Source organism: Kitasatospora sp. NBC_01250 (assembly GCF_036226465.1).
GTDB lineage: Bacteria > Actinomycetota > Actinomycetes > Streptomycetales > Streptomycetaceae > Kitasatospora.
On sequence record NZ_CP108476.1, the window covers coordinates 4389253 to 4407676 of the forward strand.

The window sequence follows — 18424 nt, forward strand, 5'->3', positions numbered from 1 at the left end:
CCGGCTCAGCGGTCGACTCGACCGGTCGACCTCGGCCGGTCGGCTCAGCCGGTCAGCTCGGCAGCGACCAGCTCGGCGATCTGCGCGGTGTTCAGGGCCGCGCCCTTGCGCAGGTTGTCGCCGCAGACGAAGAGGTCCAGCGCGGTCGGGTCGTCGAGCGAGCGGCGCACCCGGCCGACCCAGGTGGGATCGGTGCCGACCACGTCGCTCGGGGTCGGGAACTCGCCGGCCGCCGGGTTGTCGTACAGCACCACGCCAGGTGCCTGAGCCAGGATCTCCTGCGCCCGCTCCAGGGTCACCTCGCGCTCGAAGACCGCGTGCACGGCCAGCGAGTGGGTGGTGATCACCGGGATCCGCACGCAGGTGACCGCGACCCGCAGGTTCGGCAGCCCGAGGATCTTGCGGCTCTCGTTGCGGACCTTGAGCTCCTCGGAGGACCAGCCGTCCTCCTGCAGCGAGCCCGCCCACGGCACCGCGTTCAGCACCAGCGGCGCCGGGAACGGGCCGTTGTCACCGATCACCGCCCGCAGGTCGCCGGGCTGCTCGCCGACGCCGGTGCCGGCCACCTTGACGGTCTGCTCGCGCAGCGCGTCGATGCCGGCCTGCCCGGCCCCGGAGGCTGCCTGGTAGGAGGCGACCACCAGCTCGCGCAGCCCGAACTCGGAGTGCAGCGCGCCGAGCGACACGATCATCGACATGGTCGTGCAGTTGGGGTTGGCGATGATCCCGCGCGGGCGGATCCGGGCCGCGGCCGCGTTGACCTCGGGGACCACCAGCGGCACGTCCTCGTCCATCCGGAAGGCCCCGGAGTTGTCGACCACGACGGCGCCCTTGGCCGCCGCGATCGGCGCCCACTGCGCGGCGACCTCGTCGGGGACGTCGAACATCGCGACGTCGATGCCCTCGAAGGCCTCCTCGGTCAGCGCGACGACCTCGACCTGCTCACCGCGCACGGTCAGCCGGCGCCCGGCCGAGCGGGCCGAGGCGATCAGCCGGATCTCGCCCCAGACGTCCTGGTGGGCGGAGAGGATGCCCAGCAGCACCGTGCCCACCGCGCCGGTGGCACCGACCACCGCGAGGTTGGGCCGGTGGCTGCGATCCACTCCGCCGCCGGTCATCGTCCGGTCCCGCCGTAGACGACGGCCTCGTCGCTCTCGCTGTCCAGGCCGAAGGCGCTGTGCACGGCGCGCACCGCCTCGTTGACGTCGTCCGCCCGGGTGACCACCGAGATCCGGATCTCCGAGGTGGAGATCAGCTCGATGTTGACGCCGGCCTCCGAGAGCGCCTCGAAGAACGTCGCGGTGACCCCCGGGTTGGACCGCATGCCGGCCCCGACCAGGGAGATCTTGCCGATCGCGTCGTCGTAGCGCAGCGACTCGTAGCCGATGCCCTCCTTGACCCGGCCGAGCGCGTCGATGGCCTTCTGGCCCTCGGTCTTCGGCAGGGTGAAGGAGATGTCGGTCAGACCGGTCGAGGCGGCGGAGACGTTCTGCACCACCATGTCGATGTTGACCTCGGCGTCGGCGATGGCGCGGAAGATCCGGGCCGCCTCGCCCGGCTTGTCCGGCACTCCGACGACCGTGACCTTGGCCTCGGACGTGTCGTGGGCGACTCCGGAGATGATGGCCTGCTCCATCTCGCCCCCTTCGGGCTGGTTCGGGTTGCTGTTGCTGACGATGGTCCCCGGCAAACCGGAGAAGGACGATCGTACGTGGATCGGGATGTTGTAGCGCCGCGCGTACTCCACACAGCGGTCCAGCAGCACCTTGGAGCCCGAGGACGCGAGCTCGAGCATGTCCTCGTAGGCGATCCAGTCGATCTTGCGGGCCTTCTTGACCACCCGCGGGTCGGCGGTGAAGACGCCGTCCACATCGGTGTAGATCTCGCAGACCTCGGCCTTGAGCGCGGCGGCCAGCGCGACCGCGGTGGTGTCGGAGCCGCCCCGACCCAGGGTAGTGATGTCCTTGCTCACCTGGGAGACGCCCTGGAAACCGGCCACGATCGCGATGTTGCCCTGGTCCAGGGCGCTGCGGATCCGGCCCGGCGTGACATCGATGATGCGCGCCTTGTTGTGGACCTGGTCGGTGATCACCCCGGCCTGGCTGCCGGTGAAGGACTGCGCCTCGTGTCCGAGGGCTTTGATCGCCATCGCCAGCAGGGCCATGGAGATTCGCTCGCCTGCGGTCAGCAGCATGTCGAACTCGCGACCGGCGGGAATAGGGGATACCTGCTCGGCGAGTTCGATCAGCTCGTCCGTCGTGTCGCCCATCGCGGACACCACGACGACGACCTCATGGCCGGCCTTCTTGGTGTCGACAATTCGACGGGCTACGCGCTTGATGCCCTCGGCATCCGCAACGGATGAGCCGCCGTACTTCTGCACGACAAGGCCCACGTGCGCTCCTCGACTAAGTCGTCTTCGGGGGGTGGTGCCCGGCGCGGGGTGGCGCCGTCCGGTCCCCCCAGACCCCCGGGGGAGGGGGTACTGCGGTCGCCGGTCAGTCTACCGAGCAGGGGGCGGCCGTCTGGCGTGATCCATATCATGAGACACACGTTTCATCTGGTGAACGCGGGTCGGACGGGCCGACGGGCGAGTCTGCGGGCGACGGGTCGGGGGTCCGAAGAATTCGCGGGGCGGGGGTGCCGGGGGCTCCGAATTTGCCGGACCATTTTTTTCGACAATTCCGCGGAGCGGGGGCGGGAACCCCTGGGGCCGGACCGGATCTAACAGGCGGCAGGGACCGGGCGGCGGCTCGGGACACCGGTGCTCACGGTCGCGCTGCCGGGGGTGGACACGGTGGCCGCCTGCGGGGCGAGCACCGCCGCCGGCAGCCGGCGGCCCAGGCGGAGCAGCAGCGCACCGCCCGCCAGCGCGGCCACCGCGACCAGCAGCCAGGGCAGCCGGGCGTCCACCGCCAGCAGCAGGGTGAAGAGCGAGGGCGCCACCGTCTTCGCCAGCGACCAGGAGAGCTGGTAGGCCGCCAGGTAGCGCCCGCGCAGCGCCGCCGGGGCCGCGGCGGTGGAGAGCGCCGAGGCGGACGGGTTGTGCACCAGCTCGCCCACCGTGGCGAGCACCACCAGGAACAGCAGCCCGCCCATCACCAGCGGCAAGGCGTGCGGCCGCACGGTGCCCAGCACCGCCTGCCCCAGCCCCGCCAGCGCGAAGAAGCCCGCGCCGAGCGCCGCCGCCCTGGTCCGGCTGCCGAGCCGTCGGGCCAGCCGTGCCACCGGGACCCCGGCCGTCGCGCAGAGCACCGTGTTCACCACGAAGGCCGCCCCGGTCAGCGACTGCGGGGCCCGCAGGCAGCCGACCGCGAAGACCGGCAGCAGCACCGACAGGGCGGAGTAGCCGAGCGCGATCAGGAAGTTGGCCCCGGCCAGGCCGAGGTAGGGCCGGTCGGCGAGCACCGTCCGGTAGCCGCCCCGCCCGGCCCTCGCGCCCGTTGCGCGGGGTCCGGTGGACGCGGTGGACGCGGTGGACGCCCTGGGCGCTACGGACGCGGTGGGCGCGGCGGGCATCGCGGGCACCCGGCGGGCCAGCAGGGCGGCGGCGAAGAAGCTGGCCGCGTTGAGCACGGCCGCGGCCGTGAAGCCGCGGTCCCCCAGCAGGCCGATCATCAGGGAGGCGAGCAGCGTGCCGGCCCCCAGCCCCGCGTTCGCCAGGCTGCGCGCGATCGCCTGCAGCCGTTCGACCTGTCCGCCGCGCGCCAGCTCGCCGATCCGGGCCTGCTGGGCCACCGGGAAGCCGCGGTCCCCGATCGAGGTGAGCAGCGCCACCGCCGCGAAGGCGGGCAGCGAACCCGCGAACGGGTAGGCGGCGAAGCCCAGCCCGCGCAGCACGTACAGCGCCAGTTGCAGCCGCCGGGCGCCGAACCGGTCGACCGCCGTGCCGACCAGTGGCAGGACCGCCATCGCGGCGAAGCCGGCCACCGTGAGCACCGCGCCGATCGCGGTCAGCGGCAGGCCCGTGACGTGCCGGAAGAAGACCAGGCTGAACGGGATGTACATGCCCGAGCCCACCGAGTCGATCGCCATGCCGGCCAGCAGCGCGCGCTCGCCCGGGACCCGCTCGACGCTCCGGCCGCCCGACAGACCTGGCACCCCTCGATCGGCCTGCTGCTTCGGGAACACGGGCACCTCCAGGTAGCCGGGCGACACATAGCTAAGTTGTAACTAACTTAGCAGCAAGCTACTTAGGTGCAAGCTTCTTCTGTGGCAGACTGGTCCCATGGAGCAGCAGTCAGAGTCACCGCCGCCGTCCCAGCAGCGGGCGACGGCCACGGCGACGAAGGGCGGCACGGACGCCGTGGACGCGATCATCGATCAGTGGCGGGTGGCCCGGCCGGATCTGCGGACCGACGCGATGGCGACGTTCGGCCGGATCTACCGGCTGGCCCGGATCATGGGCGACCGGATCGAGAAGATCTACCAGGAGTACGGCATCAGCCGCGGCGAGTTCGACGTGCTCGCCACCCTGCGCCGCGCCCCCGCCCCGCACACGCTCTCGCCCCGCGAGCTGACCGCCGCCCTGATGCTGACCACCGGTGGCATGACCGGCCGGCTGGACAAGCTGGAGCGCGCCGGACTGGTGCTGCGCTCCCCCGACCCGGCGGACCGGCGCGGCCTGCGGATCACCCTCACCGACGCGGGCCGGACGGTGACCGACCAGGCCGTCGCGGCCGGCCTGGTCGAGCAGCAGCGGGCGCTGTCGCGCCTGGACGACGAACAGGCGCGGCAGCTCAACGAGCTGCTGCGCCTGCTGCTGATCGATATCTGAGTGCCGCGGCCGGCCGTGGGCCGGTCAGGTGCCGAGCTCGGCCGCCATCAGGTCGCCCGCCTGCTGCTCCAGCTGCTCGTCCGTCAAGCCGTCGTCGTCGGTGTCGGCCCCGTCCGGCACCGCGCCGATCGGGCTGTCCAGCCGCACGTGCGCGATCAGCGACTGCAGCGCCCGCAGCACGGCCGTGCAGGTCGAACCCCAGGTGGAGAGGTAGGAGAACTGCCACCACCAGAGCGCCTCGCTGACCCGGCCCTCGTCGTAGTGGGTCAGCCCGTGCCGCAGGTCGCTGACCACGCCCGCCAGGTCGTCCGAGATCCGGAAGGCGTTCGGCTTGTCCGGCGGCCCGTACGGGTCGAAGACCTCGTGGTAGACGTCGATCGGCGCGAGCAGCTCGGCCAGGTGCTCGCGCAGCTCGACGCCGTCCGGCTCCGGGCCGGCGTCCGGCTCGAAGCGGTCCTCCGGGACCACGTCCTCGATCGCGCCGAGCCGACCACCGGCCAGCAGCAGCTGGGAGACCTCCAGGAGCAGCAGTGACACCGCGCTGCCCGGCTCGTCGCCCTTGGCGATCTCGGTCACCGCGAGCACGAAGCTCTTGATGGAATCCGCGATCTGCACCGCGAAGTCATCCGGTTCAAGGGTGTGAACCGTGTGCACCGCCTGGTGCGCGCTGTTGTCAGACATCGAGCAGTCGTCTCCCTTCGAAGGCCCGGCCGAGGGTGACCTCGTCGGCGTACTCCAAGTCCCCGCCGACGGGCAGTCCGCTCGCCAGCCGAGTCACCTTCAGGCCCATCGGCTTGCAGAGCCGGGCCAGGTAGGTGGCGGTTGCCTCCCCCTCCAGGTTGGGGTCTGTCGCGAGGATCAGCTCGCCGACCGTCCCGTCGGCCAGCCGCGCCAGCAGCTCGCGGATCCGCAGATCGTCCGGACCGACTCCCTCGATCGGACTGATCGCGCCGCCGAGCACGTGGTAGCGGCCCCGGAACTCACGGGTCCGCTCGATCGCGACCACGTCCTTGGGCTCCTCGACCACGCAGATCACCGTGAGGTCGCGGCGCGGGTCCAGGCAGACCCGGCACCGCTCGGCCTCCGCGACGTTGCCGCAGACGGAGCAGAACCGCACCTTCTCCTTGACCTCCAGCAGCGCGTGCGCGAGCCGGCGCACGTCCACCGGGTCGGACTGCAGGATGTGGAAGGCGATCCGCTGGGCGCTCTTGGGCCCGACGCCGGGCAGCCTGCCCAGTTCGTCGATCAGGTCCTGAACTACGCCCTCGTACACCGCGCTGCCCTTCCACTGCCTCTGTCGTGCACTGTCATCTGTCGTACGTCTTCGGCCGCACTGCCCCGGCCGCACTGCTTCGCGCCGCGCGGCCGTCCGGTGCGACGGTGCCATCATCCAACGATTCGGGCGCCGGACACACCGGTCCGACGCCCGAAAGTCGACTCTGATCGAACTGTTTCGCTCCGCGACGGCGAAATGTCAGAACGGCAGGCCGGGGATGCCGCCGCCCATGCCGCCGAGGCCCTGGGTCAGCGGGCCCATCCGCTCCGCCTGGAGCTTCTGCGCGGCGGCGTTGGCGTCGCGGACGGCCGCGAGCACGAGGTCGGCCAGCGTCTCGGTGTCCTCCGGGTCCACCGCCGCCGGGGCGATGGTCAGCGCCACCAGCTCACCACTGCCGGTCACCGTCGCCTCCACCAGACCGCCGCCCGCGGTGCCGCTGACGTGCGCCTTGGCCAGCTCCTCCTGGGCCTTGGCGAGGTCCTGCTGCATCTTCTGCGCCTGCTTGAGCAGCTGCTGCATGTTGGGCTGGCCACCAGGGATCACGGTTCACTCCTGCCTGAGGTACTGGGCTCTGTCACGTGGGCCCGGTGCGCGGGCCCGGCCACGCTGCTGCGTCGTCCGTCGGCCCGCGTCGTCCGCCGGACCACGCCGGGTCCGAGCCTACGTCCTGCCCCGGGCTCGCCGGGGCGGGGCACTCAGCTGCCGTGCTCGATCTCCTCCAGCACGGTCGCGCCGAGCTCACGCATGATCAGCTCCTGGCCGGAGACCGTCTCCTGGCGGGCGTCCGGGACGTCGTCCACCGAGATGTCCTCGTCCTCGGGCGCCAGCGGTCGCACCGGCCCCGGCGGCGGCCCGGCCGGGGCGGGCTGGGACTGCGGCGCGGCGGACGGGCCGGGCCCGGCACTCGGCGACGGCATCGCCCCCGGGACCGCCGGGCCGGGCAGGCCGGCGCCCTGGTACGCGGCACCGGCGGCCGGACCACCGGCCGGGGCGGCGGTCGGACCGCCCGGGGCGCCCGGGGCGGCGCCGAAGCCGCCCACCGCGGTGGCCGTCGCGGCCGGTGCCGCCGGACGCGGCGCCTGCGGGGCGGCTCCCCAGCCGCCACCGCCGCCCGCACCGGCGGCGGCCTGCGGCGTCTGGGTGCCGCCGGAGGGATCGACGATGCACTCGACGCGCCAGTCCACGCCGAGTGCGTCCGCCAGCGCCTGGCGCAGCACGTCGTCGCTGTTGCTGCTGACGAAGCTGTCGCGGGCACCGGCGTTGATGAACGAGACCTGCAGCGTGCTGCCGTCGAAGCCGGCCACCTGGCCGTTCTGGCTGAGCAGGATCCAGGTGAACCGTCGGCGGTTCTTCACCGCCTCCAGCACCTGCGGCCACAACTGCCGCACCTGGGCCGCACCTTGCTGCTGCTGCGCGGAGGGCGCCGGCTGCCCGGGGGCGGGCGGCGCCGCGGCGGCCGGCGCAACGGGCTTCGGCGGCTGGGCGACGGGCTGCGCCTGCTGCGGCGCCGCGGGTGCGGGCGCCGCCCCCGGGGCGGGGAAGCTGCGCGGGATCGGCCAGGCGCCGGGGGGCGGCGTCGCGGACGCGGGCGGCTGCGGCGGCTGCGCCGCCTGGGGCTGCTCGTACTGCTGGGGCTGCTCGTACTGCTGCGGCTGCTGGGGCTGCTGTTGGGGCGCGGGCATCGCGACGGGCGCCGGCGCCGGGGCGACCGGGGCGGCGGCCTGGGCCGCCGGCGGCTGCGGCGCCATGGCGGCGGGGGCGGCCGGGCCGGGCACCGGCGCGCCCATCGCCATCGCCGCCGGGGCCATCGCGGACCGCCGCTCCAGCTTGTCCACCCGGGCCATCAGCGACAGCTCGTCGGTGTAGGCCCCGGGCAGCATCACCCGGGCGCAGATCAACTCCAGCTGCAGCCGCGGCGCGGCGTTCCCGCGCATCTCCGTCAGCCCGGTGTTGACCAGGTCGGCGCCGCGGCTCAACTCCCCCGCCCCGAACCGGTCGGCCTGCGCCTGCATGATCGCGATCCGGTCCGCCGGGGCGTCGATCAGCCCCTTCTCCCCGGCCTCCGGCACTGTGGCGAGGATCACCAGGTCGCGCAGCCGCTCCAGCAGGTCCGTCACGAACCGCCGCGGGTCGTGGCCGCCCTCGACCACCCGGTCGATCACCTGGAAGACCGTCGCGCCGTCGTGCGCCGCGAACGCGTCGACCACCTCGTCCAGCAGCGCCGAGTCGGTGTACCCGAGCAGCGCGGTGGCCATCTTGTACGTCACCCCGCCCTCGGCGGCACCGGCCAGCAGCTGGTCCATCACCGACATCGAGTCACGCACCGACCCCGCGCCGGCCCGCACCACCAGCGGGAAGACCGAGTCCTCGACCTGGATGCCCTCCCGGCCGCAGACCTCCGCCAGGTAGTCCCGCAGCGTCCCCGGCGGGACCAGCCGGAACGGATAGTGGTGCGTCCGGGACCGGATCGTCCCGATCACCTTCTCCGGCTCGGTGGTCGCGAAGATGAACTTGAGGTGCTCCGGCGGCTCCTCCACCACCTTGAGCAGCGCGTTGAACCCGGCCGAGGTCACCATGTGCGCCTCGTCCAGGATGAAGATCTTGTATCGGCTGTGCACCGGCGCGAAGAACGCCCGCTCGCGCAGCTCCCGCGCGTCGTCCACACCACCGTGCGAGGCGGCGTCGATCTCGATCACGTCGATCGACCCCGGCCCACCCGTCGCCAGGTCACGGCAGGACTGGCACTCGCCGCACGGCGTCGGCGTCGGCCCCTGCTCGCAGTTGAGGCACCGGGCCAGGATGCGCGCGCTGGTCGTCTTGCCACAGCCGCGCGGGCCGCTGAACAGGTAGGCGTGGTTGACCCTGTTGTTGCGCAGGGCCTGCTGGAGCGGAGCGGTCACGTGCTCCTGCCCGATGACCTCAGCGAAAGTCTCGGGGCGATAGCGGCGGTACAGGGCTAGGGACACGCCCCCGACGATATCGGGACAGACTGACAAACGCGTCGTCCTTCGTCCCGCCGCAGCCCCCGCCGGCCCCCGCCAGCGCCCGGAAACGCAAGGACCCCTCGTGCACCCGTCAGAGCCCTCCTACCCTTGCTGCCTTCCGGCCCTGGGGGGATTCAGAGAGATAACGCCGCACGAGGGGCTGGCACCAGAGTACCGGATCCCCGGCCCCACTCCGCACCCCCACCCGCTCTCCGATCCGCAGGCGACCCCCCTCCCCCAACCTGCGAGATAGCGGTTCGCGAGCACCCCTGAACATGGGCTAAGCTCTCCCACGGAGGATTCGCCTAGAGGCCTAGGGCGCACGCTTGGAAAGCGTGTTGGGGGCAACCCCTCACGAGTTCGAATCTCGTATCCTCCGCAGGCAGATGGCCCGGACCGCTCAGCGGTCCGGGCCATCGTCGTTTCTGCTCCCAGGGCATCGCTGATCCGGACTGCGCAATGCCTACTATCCTTGACTTCGGAACGTGTTCCGAAGTAGCGTGGCGGCATGTCCACTCTCACCGTCTCGTTCTCTGACTTGTCGAAGAACTCCAAACGGGTCGCCGACACCGTGGAGCAGGCCCAGCGCATCCACGTCTCGCGCCGCGACGGGGAGGATCTCTACCTCACTACCGAGCGGCATGATCGGCAGCGCGAGGAGACCGCCGATGTCACCGCGCGTCTGTTTGCGGCCTTGATCAGCAGCGATGAGGGTGCACGGGCCGTGCTCCTCGCTCTACCCACAGTCTTTCCTTGGACCCGGCACCTGTCAGCCGAGGAAGTGCGGGAGTTCGTCGTTGACCTCGTGGACAGCACTCGCGATGTCGTGGAGCTGGACGTACACGCCAACCTGCACCGCGTGATCGTCGAGTGGCGTGCCACTGCCAGGATCCTGGCCGACCCCGAACTGACCGCACAGCTCTCCGCCCCTCTCACCGGCGAGGATCACGGCGAGGTCTCCGCGCCATGAGTCCAAAGCGCGGCGACGACGTCGCACCGCCGCCCGTCGGCAACGAGTGGCGGCTCCGCTTCGCTACGAGCGAGGCAGCCAAGGGCTGGAGCGATCTCTGCACCGAGGCTGCCGGGAACAGTCGCCGCTGCTTCGAGGCCCTGCGCACCAACCCGCTGTCGATGAGTGATCCCGATCGTCAGCATCGGCTGCGCGGTCGCCTCGCCACCCGCGACCTCGGGGGCGACGAACTTCCCCAGTGGGAGTACGAGGTGACTGCCGGCGGGCGGGTGCGCTACCTCGTCGACGAGGCCAAGCGAACCGTCCACCTCGTGCACGCCTCCACTCGGCATCCGAAGGACACCGACAGTTAGACGTCGGGAGACAGAGGGCGAAGGGCGAAACGGTCCAGCCAGACTCAACGGTTCTCGCCGTGACCGAGGCCGGCCTAGTTGCAGTTTTGGTTGCATTCACCCGCGTCCAGCGCCGTTCAGAGCCTGGTTACTGAGCCACTCCGCCACAGGTCAGGACATCTCCGGCCCCCACCGAACGGCCGGACGAACATTTGGAAAGCGTGTTGGGGGCAACCCCTCACGAGTTCGAATCTCTTATCCTCCGCCTTTGCCAGCCATGGCAGCTCGAAGGCCCCGACCGGGTTACCGGTCGGGGCCTTCTTCGTGCCCTGGTCTCAGTTTTGGTCTCAGTTCCGATTTTTGGGCCCCAGTGGCCGGGCCGCCGCCTGCGCCCGGGAGCGAGATCAGTTCCCGCAGGAGCACCCTGCAGCAGCCTTCGCCTCGGCGAGACTCTGGGTCGTATCCAGAGCCTGCTCGTCGAGAGTGCAGCAGGTCACCGGACGTACCGCGAAGGCGTACATCGTGGAACGGATCGTGCTCGAGGCGAAACGCCTACTCGCCCACGAACGCATCACCGCGGCGCGGTGTGCGAGCGAGCTCGGGTTCCCGGACCCGTCGAACTTCTCGCTCTTCTTCCAGAACGCGACGGGCCTGCGCCCCGGCGCCTGGCAGGCGGCGACGATCCTCGACTGACCCGTCGACGCCCGTCCCCCGCCGGGCTACCTGCCGACCGGAGCGACGGTCTCGACGAGCCCGGTCTCCAGTCGCAGCACGTGCCCCGACACCGACGCGAGGACCTCGCTCGTCATCAGCGGGTCGGCGAGGAGCTTCTCGACGTCGTGCCGCACGGTGGCGACCGGGTCCGCCACCGCGCGCTCGGCGAGCACGGCGTCGTCGCCTCCGGTGCGGTCCGCGAACGCGTTGCGGAACGCCGGGTCGGCGAGCAGACCGGTGCCGCACTGCGTGTGATGCACGATCGCAACGTCCATCCTGACTCCGAGCCGCACCGCCAGATACGCGATGTCCTCGATCACCCGGCCGTCCACCCGTCCACCCGTGTTCCGCAGCACTCCCGCGTCCCCGGTTCCGATCCCGAGGAAGCCCGCCGGCTCGACTCGCGGATCGGCGCAGGTCAGCACCAGCGGGAGCCGCTCCGGCATCGATGCGGGCATCGCCAACCGGGCGAGGTCGACGTTCGTCGCGAAAACCTGGTTGCGCTTCAAGAACTCGTCGAAGTCCGACACGACTCTCCATGTGGTGTACCTACAACAATGATGGCGTCAGCTACGCTACATAGGAGGAGGTGCATATGCAACATCAGGAGTCGGAAGGGCCGCAGCGGCAAGCCCTGTGGATGGCGGACCGGTGTCTCGGCAGGCGCATCGCACGACTGCACCGGCTCGTCTCGCGGCGCTTCGAGGCGGAATTGCGGGAGTCGGGGCTCACCCTGCCGCAGGTCGAGGTGCTCTCCGAGATGACCGCCTCCGGCGAGCCCGTTCGCCCGTCGGAGATCGCCGGCTGGCTCGGCACCGAGCGCTCCACGATCAGCCGCAACCTTGACCTGCTCGCCCAACTCGGCTACGTCCGCGCCGCAGAGACATCGGCGACCGGGCGAACGACCCGTGTCGTCGTGACCGACGCCGGCCATCAGGCACTGGCGGACGCCCAGCCCGCCTGGGAACGGGCGCAGGCGTGGATCAGCGCCGCCGTCGACGAGAACGCCGTCGACGCGCTCGACCGCTGGCTCACCGCCCTCGACCTCGCCCCCCGGTCCCGCTGACCGCGAACGCCCAACCCCGCAAGCCCGAGCCGAATCACCGAACTCTCAGCGTCGAGCCCGCGCCACCGGGCGCGCGGCGATATCCGATTCTGACGCCCCGCCGCTCCGGCGGAGCGAACGGTCGCCGTGGTCTGAGCAGCCCCACCTGGCTGGCCCGGTCAGCGACCCCGTCTCGCCGTGCGAGCCGTCCTTGAGTGTATGGATTCGCGGCCGCCTCTCGACTTCCAACACGGGTTGTCCCAGGAGCGGCAGTTGCCTGGCGGTGGTCTCAGTCCTGGTCTCGTTCACCCCCGTCCAGCCAGGTTCAGCCGCCGCCCAGCAGTTCACTCCGCCGCAGGTCAGGACAGGTGTGAACCTCGGCGAACCCCGTTCGGGAGAATTGGAAAGCGTGTTGGGGGCAACCCCTCACGAGTTCGAATCTTGTATCCTCCGCAGGCCAGAGGGCCCGCACCGCTTCGGCGGCGCGGGCCCTCTGCCTTTTCGCCTCCATCGCTACGTTCCAGGCCATGACAGGCATGGACGATCAGCACGGCACAGGAGGCGTCGGCATGAGCGCCCCTCGGACATCGTCGCTCGCGTCCGCGAACGCGCGCTCCAGGACAGGGGCGAGCTCCCCGCTCGGGTCGGCGAGTGGGAGGTCGCCGCAGCCGAGCGCGAACTCGGCTTCCCCCTACCACGATTGCTGATCCGGCTGCACCAGGAGGTGGCCAACAGCGGCTTCGGTCCCGAGCCCCAGCCCTGGCCCGACGCCACGAGGTGGCTCGCCTCCTGACCCAGGCAACGAACGTACGCTATTCTGTACGTTATGAAGACGATGAGCGCGACTGAGCTCCGCAGCAATCTCGCTGCCGCGCTCGACGCTGTCGAGAACGACGCCGAGGAACTCGTCATCACCCGGGCCGGCCATGAGCCGCTGGTCGTCGTCTCCCTGGCCGCTTACGCGTCGCTCCGCGAGACCGACTACCTCTTGCGCTCCCCCGCCAACGCCGACCATCTGCGTCAGTCCCTTCGGGACTACCAGGAAGGTCGCACCCAGAACCGCGAACTGATCGACCCCGAGGACGCCACCGAGCAGTCCGCATGAAGATCCAGTTCACCAACGGCGGCTGGACCGACTACCTGTACTGGCAGGTGAACGACCGCCGCCTCCTCAAACGCATCAACCAACTCATCGACGACATCCGCCGCAACGGCCACGATGGCATCGGCAGACCCGAACCCCTGCGCCACGAACTCGCCGGGGCCTGGTCCCGCCGAATCGACCAGGAACACCGCCTGGTCTACGTCCTCGACGAGCAGGCCGACACGGTGTGCGTCATCGCCTGTCGCTACCACTACAGCAAGTAGCCCGTTTCGCTCTGATCGCCCCGACACGTCGGGGCCCGGGCGGGGATGTCGGCCAGTTGCAGATCCAGTTGCGTTCACCCCCGTCCGCGAGTGTCCGGCCAGCCCTCGTCCGGGCACTTCTCCGCAGGTCGGGACGGTGGCGTACTCAGCTGAAGCCCCGGCGACCAGTTGGACAGCGTGTTGGGGGCAACCCCTCACGAGTTCGAATCTCGTATCCTCCGCCTTGATCGAAGGCCCTGACTGCCCAGGCAGTCAGGGCCTTCGTCGTTCCCGCTCGCCAACGGCGTTGGACGGCGGCCCTCGTGGGCGGGCGGCGCTGCGGGCGGCACGGCGGGCGGGCACGATTCGAACCGTCACCGCGTGCCGGATGATGGGAGCAGCGGACGTGAAGGGCGGCGCAGTGGCAGACAGTGAATCCATCGGGTCCAAGTCGGGCCTCCGGGCGGAGCACGCGGGGGCGGAGACCGCCGTGGCCGATGCCCGGGCCGATGCCCGGGCCGAGGCCGGGGCGGCTGCGGTGGCGAGTGGCGGGCCGCCGGGCGGGAGCGCGCGGCCGCGGCGGTCGCTGGGCCGGCGGCTGGCCGTGGTCGTGCTCGTCCTCGTGGTGCTGGGCCTGCCGCCCTGGTGGACGCTGTTCGCCGCCGGCGCCGACTGGCCGTTCCCGGTCCTCCTGGTCGGCACGGTCGTCCTCGCCGCCTGGCTGGTCTCCTTCCCCTTCCTGATGGTCGCGGGCCACGGGCCGCGGCGGGCCGACCGGGCCGCCCGGGTCGCGGACACCGGCCTCGGGGTCATCTGGGTGCTGTTCACCTGGTCGGTGCTGGGCGGCCTGGTGGACCTGGTGCTGATCGGGTTCGGTGCCGGCGGTGCCGGGCGGGCCCGGATCGTCGCCGTGGCCGTCGCCGCGGTCTCGGCCGGGCTGCTGGCCTGGGGCCACTACGAGGCGATGCGCGTGCCCCGGGTGAAGCGGCTGGAGGTCCGCCTCCCGCGGCTCGGCCAGGGCCTGGACGGGACCCGGGTCGTGGTGCTGGCCGACACCCACTACGGGCCGATCGACCGGGCCGACTGGTCGGCCCGGGTGGCCGAGGCGGTCAACGCCCTCGACGCGGACGTCGTGGTCCACGCCGGCGACATCGCCGACGGCACCCCCGTCCAGCGCCGCGAGCAGTCCGCACCGCTCGGCACGGTCCGGTCACGGCTGGCCAAGGTCTACGTCACGGGGAACCACGAGTACGGCGGGGAGGCCCAGGGCTGGCTGGACCGCATGGCGGACCTGGGCTGGGAGCCGCTGCACAACCGCCACGTCGTGGTGGAGCGCGGTGGGGACGCCCTCGTGCTCGCGGGCGTGGACGACGTCACCGCGGAGTCCTCCGGCCTGGCCGGACACCGCGCGAACCTGCTCGACGCGCTGGCGGGGACGGACCCGGACCGACCGGTCCTGCTCGTCGCCCACCAGCCCAAGTTCGTCCCGCAGGCCGCTGCCGCCGGCATCGACCTGCAGATCTCCGGGCACACCCACGGCGGCCAGATCTGGCCGTTCAACTTCCTCGTCCGGCTGGACCAGCCGGTGGTGCACGGCCTGAGCCGGCACGGGGAGCGGACCCAGCTCTACACCAGCCGCGGCACCGGTTTCTGGGGGCCGCCCTTCCGGGTCTTCGCGCCGAGCGAGATCACCCTGCTCACGCTGCGCGCGGGCGGCAGCTCACCCGCGGCGTAGCGCGGGTCCTCACCCGACCGCGGCGCGCGCCGAACTCGCGCGCGCCGCGGCGGAGATCACACAGCTGTCCGGCCGGGCCGGCCGGTACTGCTCAGCAGCGCCCCCAGGTGGCGGTGCTCCAGAGCGGCTTGCCGTCCCCGTCGTAGATGACGAAGTTGCAGTCGTTCTGGACCACGGCGTGCGCGCCGGGCCGGTAGCCCGTGGTGGGGCTCCAGACGGGCTGCCCGGGCGGGGCCACCCCTCGGACTCGAATCACGCCTCCCCCGAAGGCAGTTGGCCCGGTCCGCTGAGCGGCCCGGGCCGGTACCGGTCACCCGGCGGCGGGAAGCACCGCCGGTTTCGGGGCGTCAGGGGCGGCGGCGAGGAGGCCGGTTGCGCGGTCCGCGGTGAGGACGCCGAGGATGTAGCCGTCGTCGTCGGTGACCGGCCAGACCGCCAGGTGCTTGATCCGCATCGCGATCGCGGCCAGGGCCAGCCCCATGGTCGGCCAGGCGAACGGGCCGCGCTGGTGCGAGGTGGCGCTGATCGCGGTCCGCTCGGTGTACCAGGAGCGGGTCAGGAACGGGTGGAGCCCGATCCGGGTGACCAGCCCCTCGCACCGGCCGTCGTGGCCGCGGACGAGCAGGTACTCGACGTGGGCGCCGCGGAAGATGTCGTTCGCCTGGTCGACGGTGTTGTCGTCGGCTATCTGGTAGTCGCAGGGGTCCATCGCGTCGGCGACCGTGAGGCCTTGGCCGCGCCGTACCGACTGCTGGGAGTGAGCGGTCACGGTGTCACCGGTCCCGTCTCAGGCCGCCCGCCGCAGCGGGCCGCCTGGCTGTACTCCACCCAGAACGAAGCCGGAGCGGGTACCGGGATGCGGGATGCCCTGGATGTCTTCGAGGCTACTCCGGTGGCGGGAGGGCCCGGCGCGGAGTGCGGCGGAGTAGCGTGGGACTCACAACCAAGGACATTCCGCACACCGGCATCAGCGCCGACGTCGCCCTGGTCATCAGTGGTCCCTCGTGGACCGGACGGGCGGCTTCCCATGACGCCGATTCCCCTCACCACCCCTTCCCCCTCCGGGCCGTGGCCCGTGGCGGATGCCCTGCTGCCCCGCTTGGAGCTGGAGCCGACGATGTCCCGGGAGGGTGTCTTCGACGGAGCCTGGTGGCCCCGCTCGAACCACGTCGCCACCGAGCTGCCGGACCTGATCACCGCGCTGGGCGCGCATGTCGGGCCCGTCGTCCGGGTCGGCCTCGACACCTCGGCCTGGGACGGCGTGCCGCGGTCCGTCATGGTGGACGGCCTGATGATCAAGATCAACTGGTTCGCCGGCAGTGCCGCGACGATCAGCGTCACGCGGGGCTTCCAGGACCACTTCCTGCTGCTGGTGGTGCCGCCCGGCACCGATCCGACGGCCGCCGCCGCGGCGATGGCCGGAGCCTCGGCGACCGGGAACCACACCCCGGCGGCAGAACTCCTGATCGGATGAGAGCGACGGATGGCTGTCTGGCACGTCCGGGACTTCACCCCGGACGACCTCGAAGCGGTGGTACGGCTCGACGGTGAGAGCGCCACCACGGACCGCCCCGCCGTCTTCCGCCTCTCCGACGTCGTCGCCGCGGTGCAGGCGCGGAATCCGAGCGTCGTCGTGGTGGCCGACGGGCACCTCGTGGGCGCGGCGGTGGGCCGGGTGGACGGGGACCGGGCCTGGGTGCTGCGGATCGCGCTGCACCCCGCCTGGCGGAACCTGGGCGTGGGTACCGCACTGCTGTCCGCGTTGGAGCACCGTCTGCGGGATGCCGGCGCCAGGATCGTCGCGGCACTGCTGCCCGAGGAGGAGACCGGCGCCACGGCCCTGGTCAACTCCGGGTTCCGTCCCCAGCAGGGGCTCACGTACTTCGAGAAGTCGGAGGCCGTCAGCGCCGAGGGCGCGGCGGTCCTGGCGAAGCTGGGCGCGGCCATGCCCGACGCCCGCCTCTGGGAACAGCTCACGGGCATGACCGACGAGAAGCGGCTGATCGAACGGCGCCTGGTGCTGCCCCTGGCCAATCCCGAACTGGCGGACGCGCACGGCGTGGAGCCGCCCCGCGCGGTCGTGCTGTTCGGTCCGCCGGGCACCGGCAAGAGCACCTTCGCCAAGGCCGTGGCCGGGCGGCTCGGATGGCCGTTCGTCGAGCTCTTCCCCTCCCGGCTCGCCTCGCAGGACGGACTGGCCAGCGGACTCGGCCGCCGCTTCGAGGAGGTGGCGCGGCTCGACCACGTGCTGCTCTTCATCGACGAGGTGGAGGAGATCGCCGGTACCCGCAGCCTCGCCGCCCCCGCGTCGGTCGGCGTGGTCAACGAGCTCCTCAAGTCGATCGTGCGCTTCCGCGACCGCGACGGCCGGCTCCTCGTCTGCGCCACGAACGCGGTGGCCGCCCTGGACCCGGCGTTCCTGCGGCACGGCCGGTTCGACTACGTCCTGCCGGTCGGGCCACCGGACGCCGGGGCCCGCGACGCGCTGTGGGCCGGCTACACGGCGAGAACGGGCACCGCCGCCGACACGGCGGTCCTCGCCCGGGCCAGCGAGGGCTTCACGCCCGCCGACATCAGGCAGGTCGCCATGGCGGTCGCCCAGGACGCCTTCGAGCGCACGCTCGACACCGGCGAGCGCACCGAGCCCAGCACCCAGGACTACCTGGACGCCGTCCACCGCACCCGGCCGACCGTTTCCGACACGATGGCCCAGGAGTTCGCCGATCAGGCGGTGCGCTACGGGCGCGTCTGAGCAGCCGGGGTCGTCCGCTCAGCGCTGCTTCGCGGGTGCCCGGCGCGTCACGACGGCCCGGGGGTGCGGAGTTCGTAGGCGGGGTTGTAGATGGCGCGGCGGCCCCGTGCGGTGCTGAGGCGGCCACGCACGCGCAGGGTGCGGCCGGGGTGGATGCCGGGGATCTCCCGGCGGCCCAGCCAGATGACGACGACCTCGCCCGTGCCGTCCCACAGGTCGGCCTCCAGGGCGGGCACGCCGCCCACCGGGCGCAGGGTGACCGAGCGCAGGGTGCCGACGACGCAGACCAGCTCGCGGTCCCGGGTTTCGGCGATGGGCATGGCGCCGGCCCTGGGGATGGCCTCGCCCAGCTGTTCGGCGTGCAGGTCGGTGCTGCTGGCGGACAGCCGGGCCACGACCCGGCGGACCAGGGACTGGCCCGCCGGGCGCGCGAGGGCGCCGTCGTTGTCGCTGGTGCGGGACGTGCGGCGCGAATCGCTCATCTCTTCTTGC

Annotated in this window: 20 protein-coding genes, 1 tRNA gene, 1 other RNA gene and 1 pseudogene; 11 read left to right on the forward strand and 12 right to left on the reverse strand. The window is 71.9% G+C overall.

What is annotated here, in order from left to right; genetic code table 11:
* Nucleotides 1-44 precede the first annotated feature (44 nt).
* The 3 genes from OG500_RS18145 to OG500_RS18155 form a co-directional block, all read right to left on the reverse strand.
* Nucleotides 45-1118: an aspartate-semialdehyde dehydrogenase gene (locus OG500_RS18145; RefSeq protein WP_329581537.1), complete on the reverse strand. Its 1074-nt coding sequence runs from the start codon at nt 1116-1118 to the stop codon at nt 45-47.
* Nucleotides 1115-2395: an aspartate kinase gene (locus OG500_RS18150; RefSeq protein ID WP_327067723.1), complete on the reverse strand. Its 1281-nt coding sequence runs from the start codon at nt 2393-2395 to the stop codon at nt 1115-1117. The genes OG500_RS18145 and OG500_RS18150 overlap by 4 nt, the downstream gene beginning before the upstream one ends.
* 329 nt (nt 2396-2724) lie before the next feature.
* Nucleotides 2725-4131, reverse strand: coding sequence for an MFS transporter (locus OG500_RS18155; protein ID WP_329581540.1), 1407 nt, complete (start codon nt 4129-4131; stop codon nt 2725-2727).
* Nucleotides 4132-4228: 97 nt separating this feature from the next.
* Here OG500_RS18155 and OG500_RS18160 point away from each other — a divergent pair, with 97 nt between their 5' ends.
* Complete coding sequence (locus OG500_RS18160) at nt 4229-4777, forward strand: MarR family winged helix-turn-helix transcriptional regulator (protein WP_327067725.1); 549 nt, start codon at nt 4229-4231, stop codon at nt 4775-4777.
* A 24-nt stretch (nt 4778-4801) separates the two neighbouring features.
* Here OG500_RS18160 and OG500_RS18165 read toward each other — a convergent pair whose 3' ends face one another.
* The 5 genes from OG500_RS18165 to ffs form a co-directional block, all read right to left on the reverse strand.
* A complete protein-coding gene (locus tag OG500_RS18165; RefSeq protein ID WP_327067726.1) occupies nt 4802-5458 on the reverse strand; it encodes a DUF5063 domain-containing protein in 657 nt (218 codons plus the stop codon).
* Nucleotides 5451-6050, reverse strand: coding sequence for a recombination mediator RecR (gene recR / locus OG500_RS18170; RefSeq protein ID WP_327067727.1), 600 nt, complete (start codon nt 6048-6050; stop codon nt 5451-5453). The genes OG500_RS18165 and recR overlap by 8 nt, the downstream gene beginning before the upstream one ends.
* Before the next feature lie 201 nt (nt 6051-6251).
* Entirely contained in the window at nt 6252-6596 is a 345-nt protein-coding gene (locus OG500_RS18175; protein WP_327067728.1) for a YbaB/EbfC family nucleoid-associated protein, read from the reverse strand.
* 152 nt (nt 6597-6748) lie between these two features.
* The gene (locus OG500_RS18180; protein WP_329581544.1) at nt 6749-9019 is read right to left on the reverse strand and encodes a DNA polymerase III subunit gamma and tau; all 2271 of its coding nucleotides are present in this window, start codon (nt 9017-9019) and stop codon (nt 6749-6751) included.
* Between the two features lie 89 nt (nt 9020-9108).
* Nucleotides 9109-9199, reverse strand: an RNA gene (gene ffs / locus OG500_RS18185) — signal recognition particle sRNA small type.
* Nucleotides 9200-9331: 132 nt separating this feature from the next.
* Between ffs and OG500_RS18190 the strand changes: the two genes are divergently transcribed.
* The 4 genes and pseudogenes from OG500_RS18190 to OG500_RS18205 all read left to right on the forward strand — a co-directional run.
* Nucleotides 9332-9416, forward strand: a tRNA-Ser gene (locus tag OG500_RS18190).
* Nucleotides 9417-9545: 129 nt separating this feature from the next.
* Nucleotides 9546-10007, forward strand: coding sequence for a prevent-host-death family protein (locus tag OG500_RS18195; RefSeq protein ID WP_266296005.1), 462 nt, complete (start codon nt 9546-9548; stop codon nt 10005-10007).
* Nucleotides 10004-10360: a hypothetical protein gene (locus OG500_RS18200; RefSeq protein ID WP_329581547.1), complete on the forward strand. Its 357-nt coding sequence runs from the start codon at nt 10004-10006 to the stop codon at nt 10358-10360. Before OG500_RS18195 ends, OG500_RS18200 begins: the two co-directional genes overlap by 4 nt.
* Nucleotides 10361-10747: 387 nt before the next feature.
* A pseudogene (locus OG500_RS18205) lies at nt 10748-11032 on the forward strand (helix-turn-helix domain-containing protein); the annotation flags it as partial.
* Between the two features lie 26 nt (nt 11033-11058).
* Here OG500_RS18205 and OG500_RS18210 read toward each other — a convergent pair.
* Nucleotides 11059-11583 carry a carbonic anhydrase gene (locus tag OG500_RS18210; protein WP_329581550.1) on the reverse strand — a complete coding sequence of 175 codons (525 nt, stop codon included), beginning with the start codon at nt 11581-11583 and terminating at the stop codon, nt 11059-11061.
* Between the two features lie 65 nt (nt 11584-11648).
* On the opposite strand from OG500_RS18210, the gene OG500_RS18215 reads away from it, so the two are divergent.
* The 4 genes from OG500_RS18215 (at nt 11649) to OG500_RS18230 (ending at nt 15180) form a co-directional block, all read left to right on the forward strand.
* On the forward strand, nt 11649-12119 hold the full coding sequence (locus OG500_RS18215; RefSeq protein ID WP_329581553.1) for a MarR family winged helix-turn-helix transcriptional regulator: 471 nt from the start codon (nt 11649-11651) through the stop codon (nt 12117-12119).
* An 805-nt stretch (nt 12120-12924) separates the two neighbouring features.
* Nucleotides 12925-13203: a type II toxin-antitoxin system Phd/YefM family antitoxin gene (locus tag OG500_RS18220; protein WP_329581556.1), complete on the forward strand. Its 279-nt coding sequence runs from the start codon at nt 12925-12927 to the stop codon at nt 13201-13203.
* Complete coding sequence (locus tag OG500_RS18225) at nt 13200-13466, forward strand: Txe/YoeB family addiction module toxin (protein WP_329581559.1); 267 nt, start codon at nt 13200-13202, stop codon at nt 13464-13466. The genes OG500_RS18220 and OG500_RS18225 overlap by 4 nt, the downstream gene beginning before the upstream one ends.
* A 517-nt stretch (nt 13467-13983) precedes the next feature.
* Nucleotides 13984-15180, forward strand: coding sequence for a metallophosphoesterase (locus OG500_RS18230; protein ID WP_329587621.1), 1197 nt, complete (start codon nt 13984-13986; stop codon nt 15178-15180).
* A 91-nt stretch (nt 15181-15271) separates the two neighbouring features.
* Here the strand turns inward: OG500_RS18230 and OG500_RS18235 are convergent, their stop codons facing one another.
* Together OG500_RS18235 and OG500_RS18240 are read right to left on the reverse strand one after the other, a co-directional pair.
* Nucleotides 15272-15436 (reverse strand): hypothetical protein, encoded by a 165-nt coding sequence (locus OG500_RS18235; RefSeq protein ID WP_329581562.1) that lies wholly within the window; start codon nt 15434-15436, stop codon nt 15272-15274.
* A 54-nt stretch (nt 15437-15490) separates the two neighbouring features.
* Nucleotides 15491-15949 (reverse strand): CBS domain-containing protein, encoded by a 459-nt coding sequence (locus tag OG500_RS18240; protein ID WP_327067734.1) that lies wholly within the window; start codon nt 15947-15949, stop codon nt 15491-15493.
* 258 nt (nt 15950-16207) lie between these two features.
* Here OG500_RS18240 and OG500_RS18245 point away from each other — a divergent pair, with 258 nt between their 5' ends.
* Together OG500_RS18245 and OG500_RS18250 are read left to right on the forward strand one after the other, a co-directional pair.
* A complete protein-coding gene (locus OG500_RS18245) occupies nt 16208-16654 on the forward strand; it encodes a DUF5994 family protein (protein WP_327067735.1) in 447 nt (148 codons plus the stop codon).
* Between the two features lie 9 nt (nt 16655-16663).
* Complete coding sequence (locus OG500_RS18250) at nt 16664-17932, forward strand: ATP-binding protein (RefSeq protein ID WP_327067736.1); 1269 nt, start codon at nt 16664-16666, stop codon at nt 17930-17932.
* A gap of 47 nt (nt 17933-17979) precedes the next feature.
* Here OG500_RS18250 and OG500_RS18255 read toward each other — a convergent pair whose 3' ends face one another.
* Nucleotides 17980-18414 (reverse strand): OB-fold nucleic acid binding domain-containing protein, encoded by a 435-nt coding sequence (locus OG500_RS18255; RefSeq protein WP_327067737.1) that lies wholly within the window; start codon nt 18412-18414, stop codon nt 17980-17982.
* Nucleotides 18415-18424: the final 10 nt, after the last annotated feature.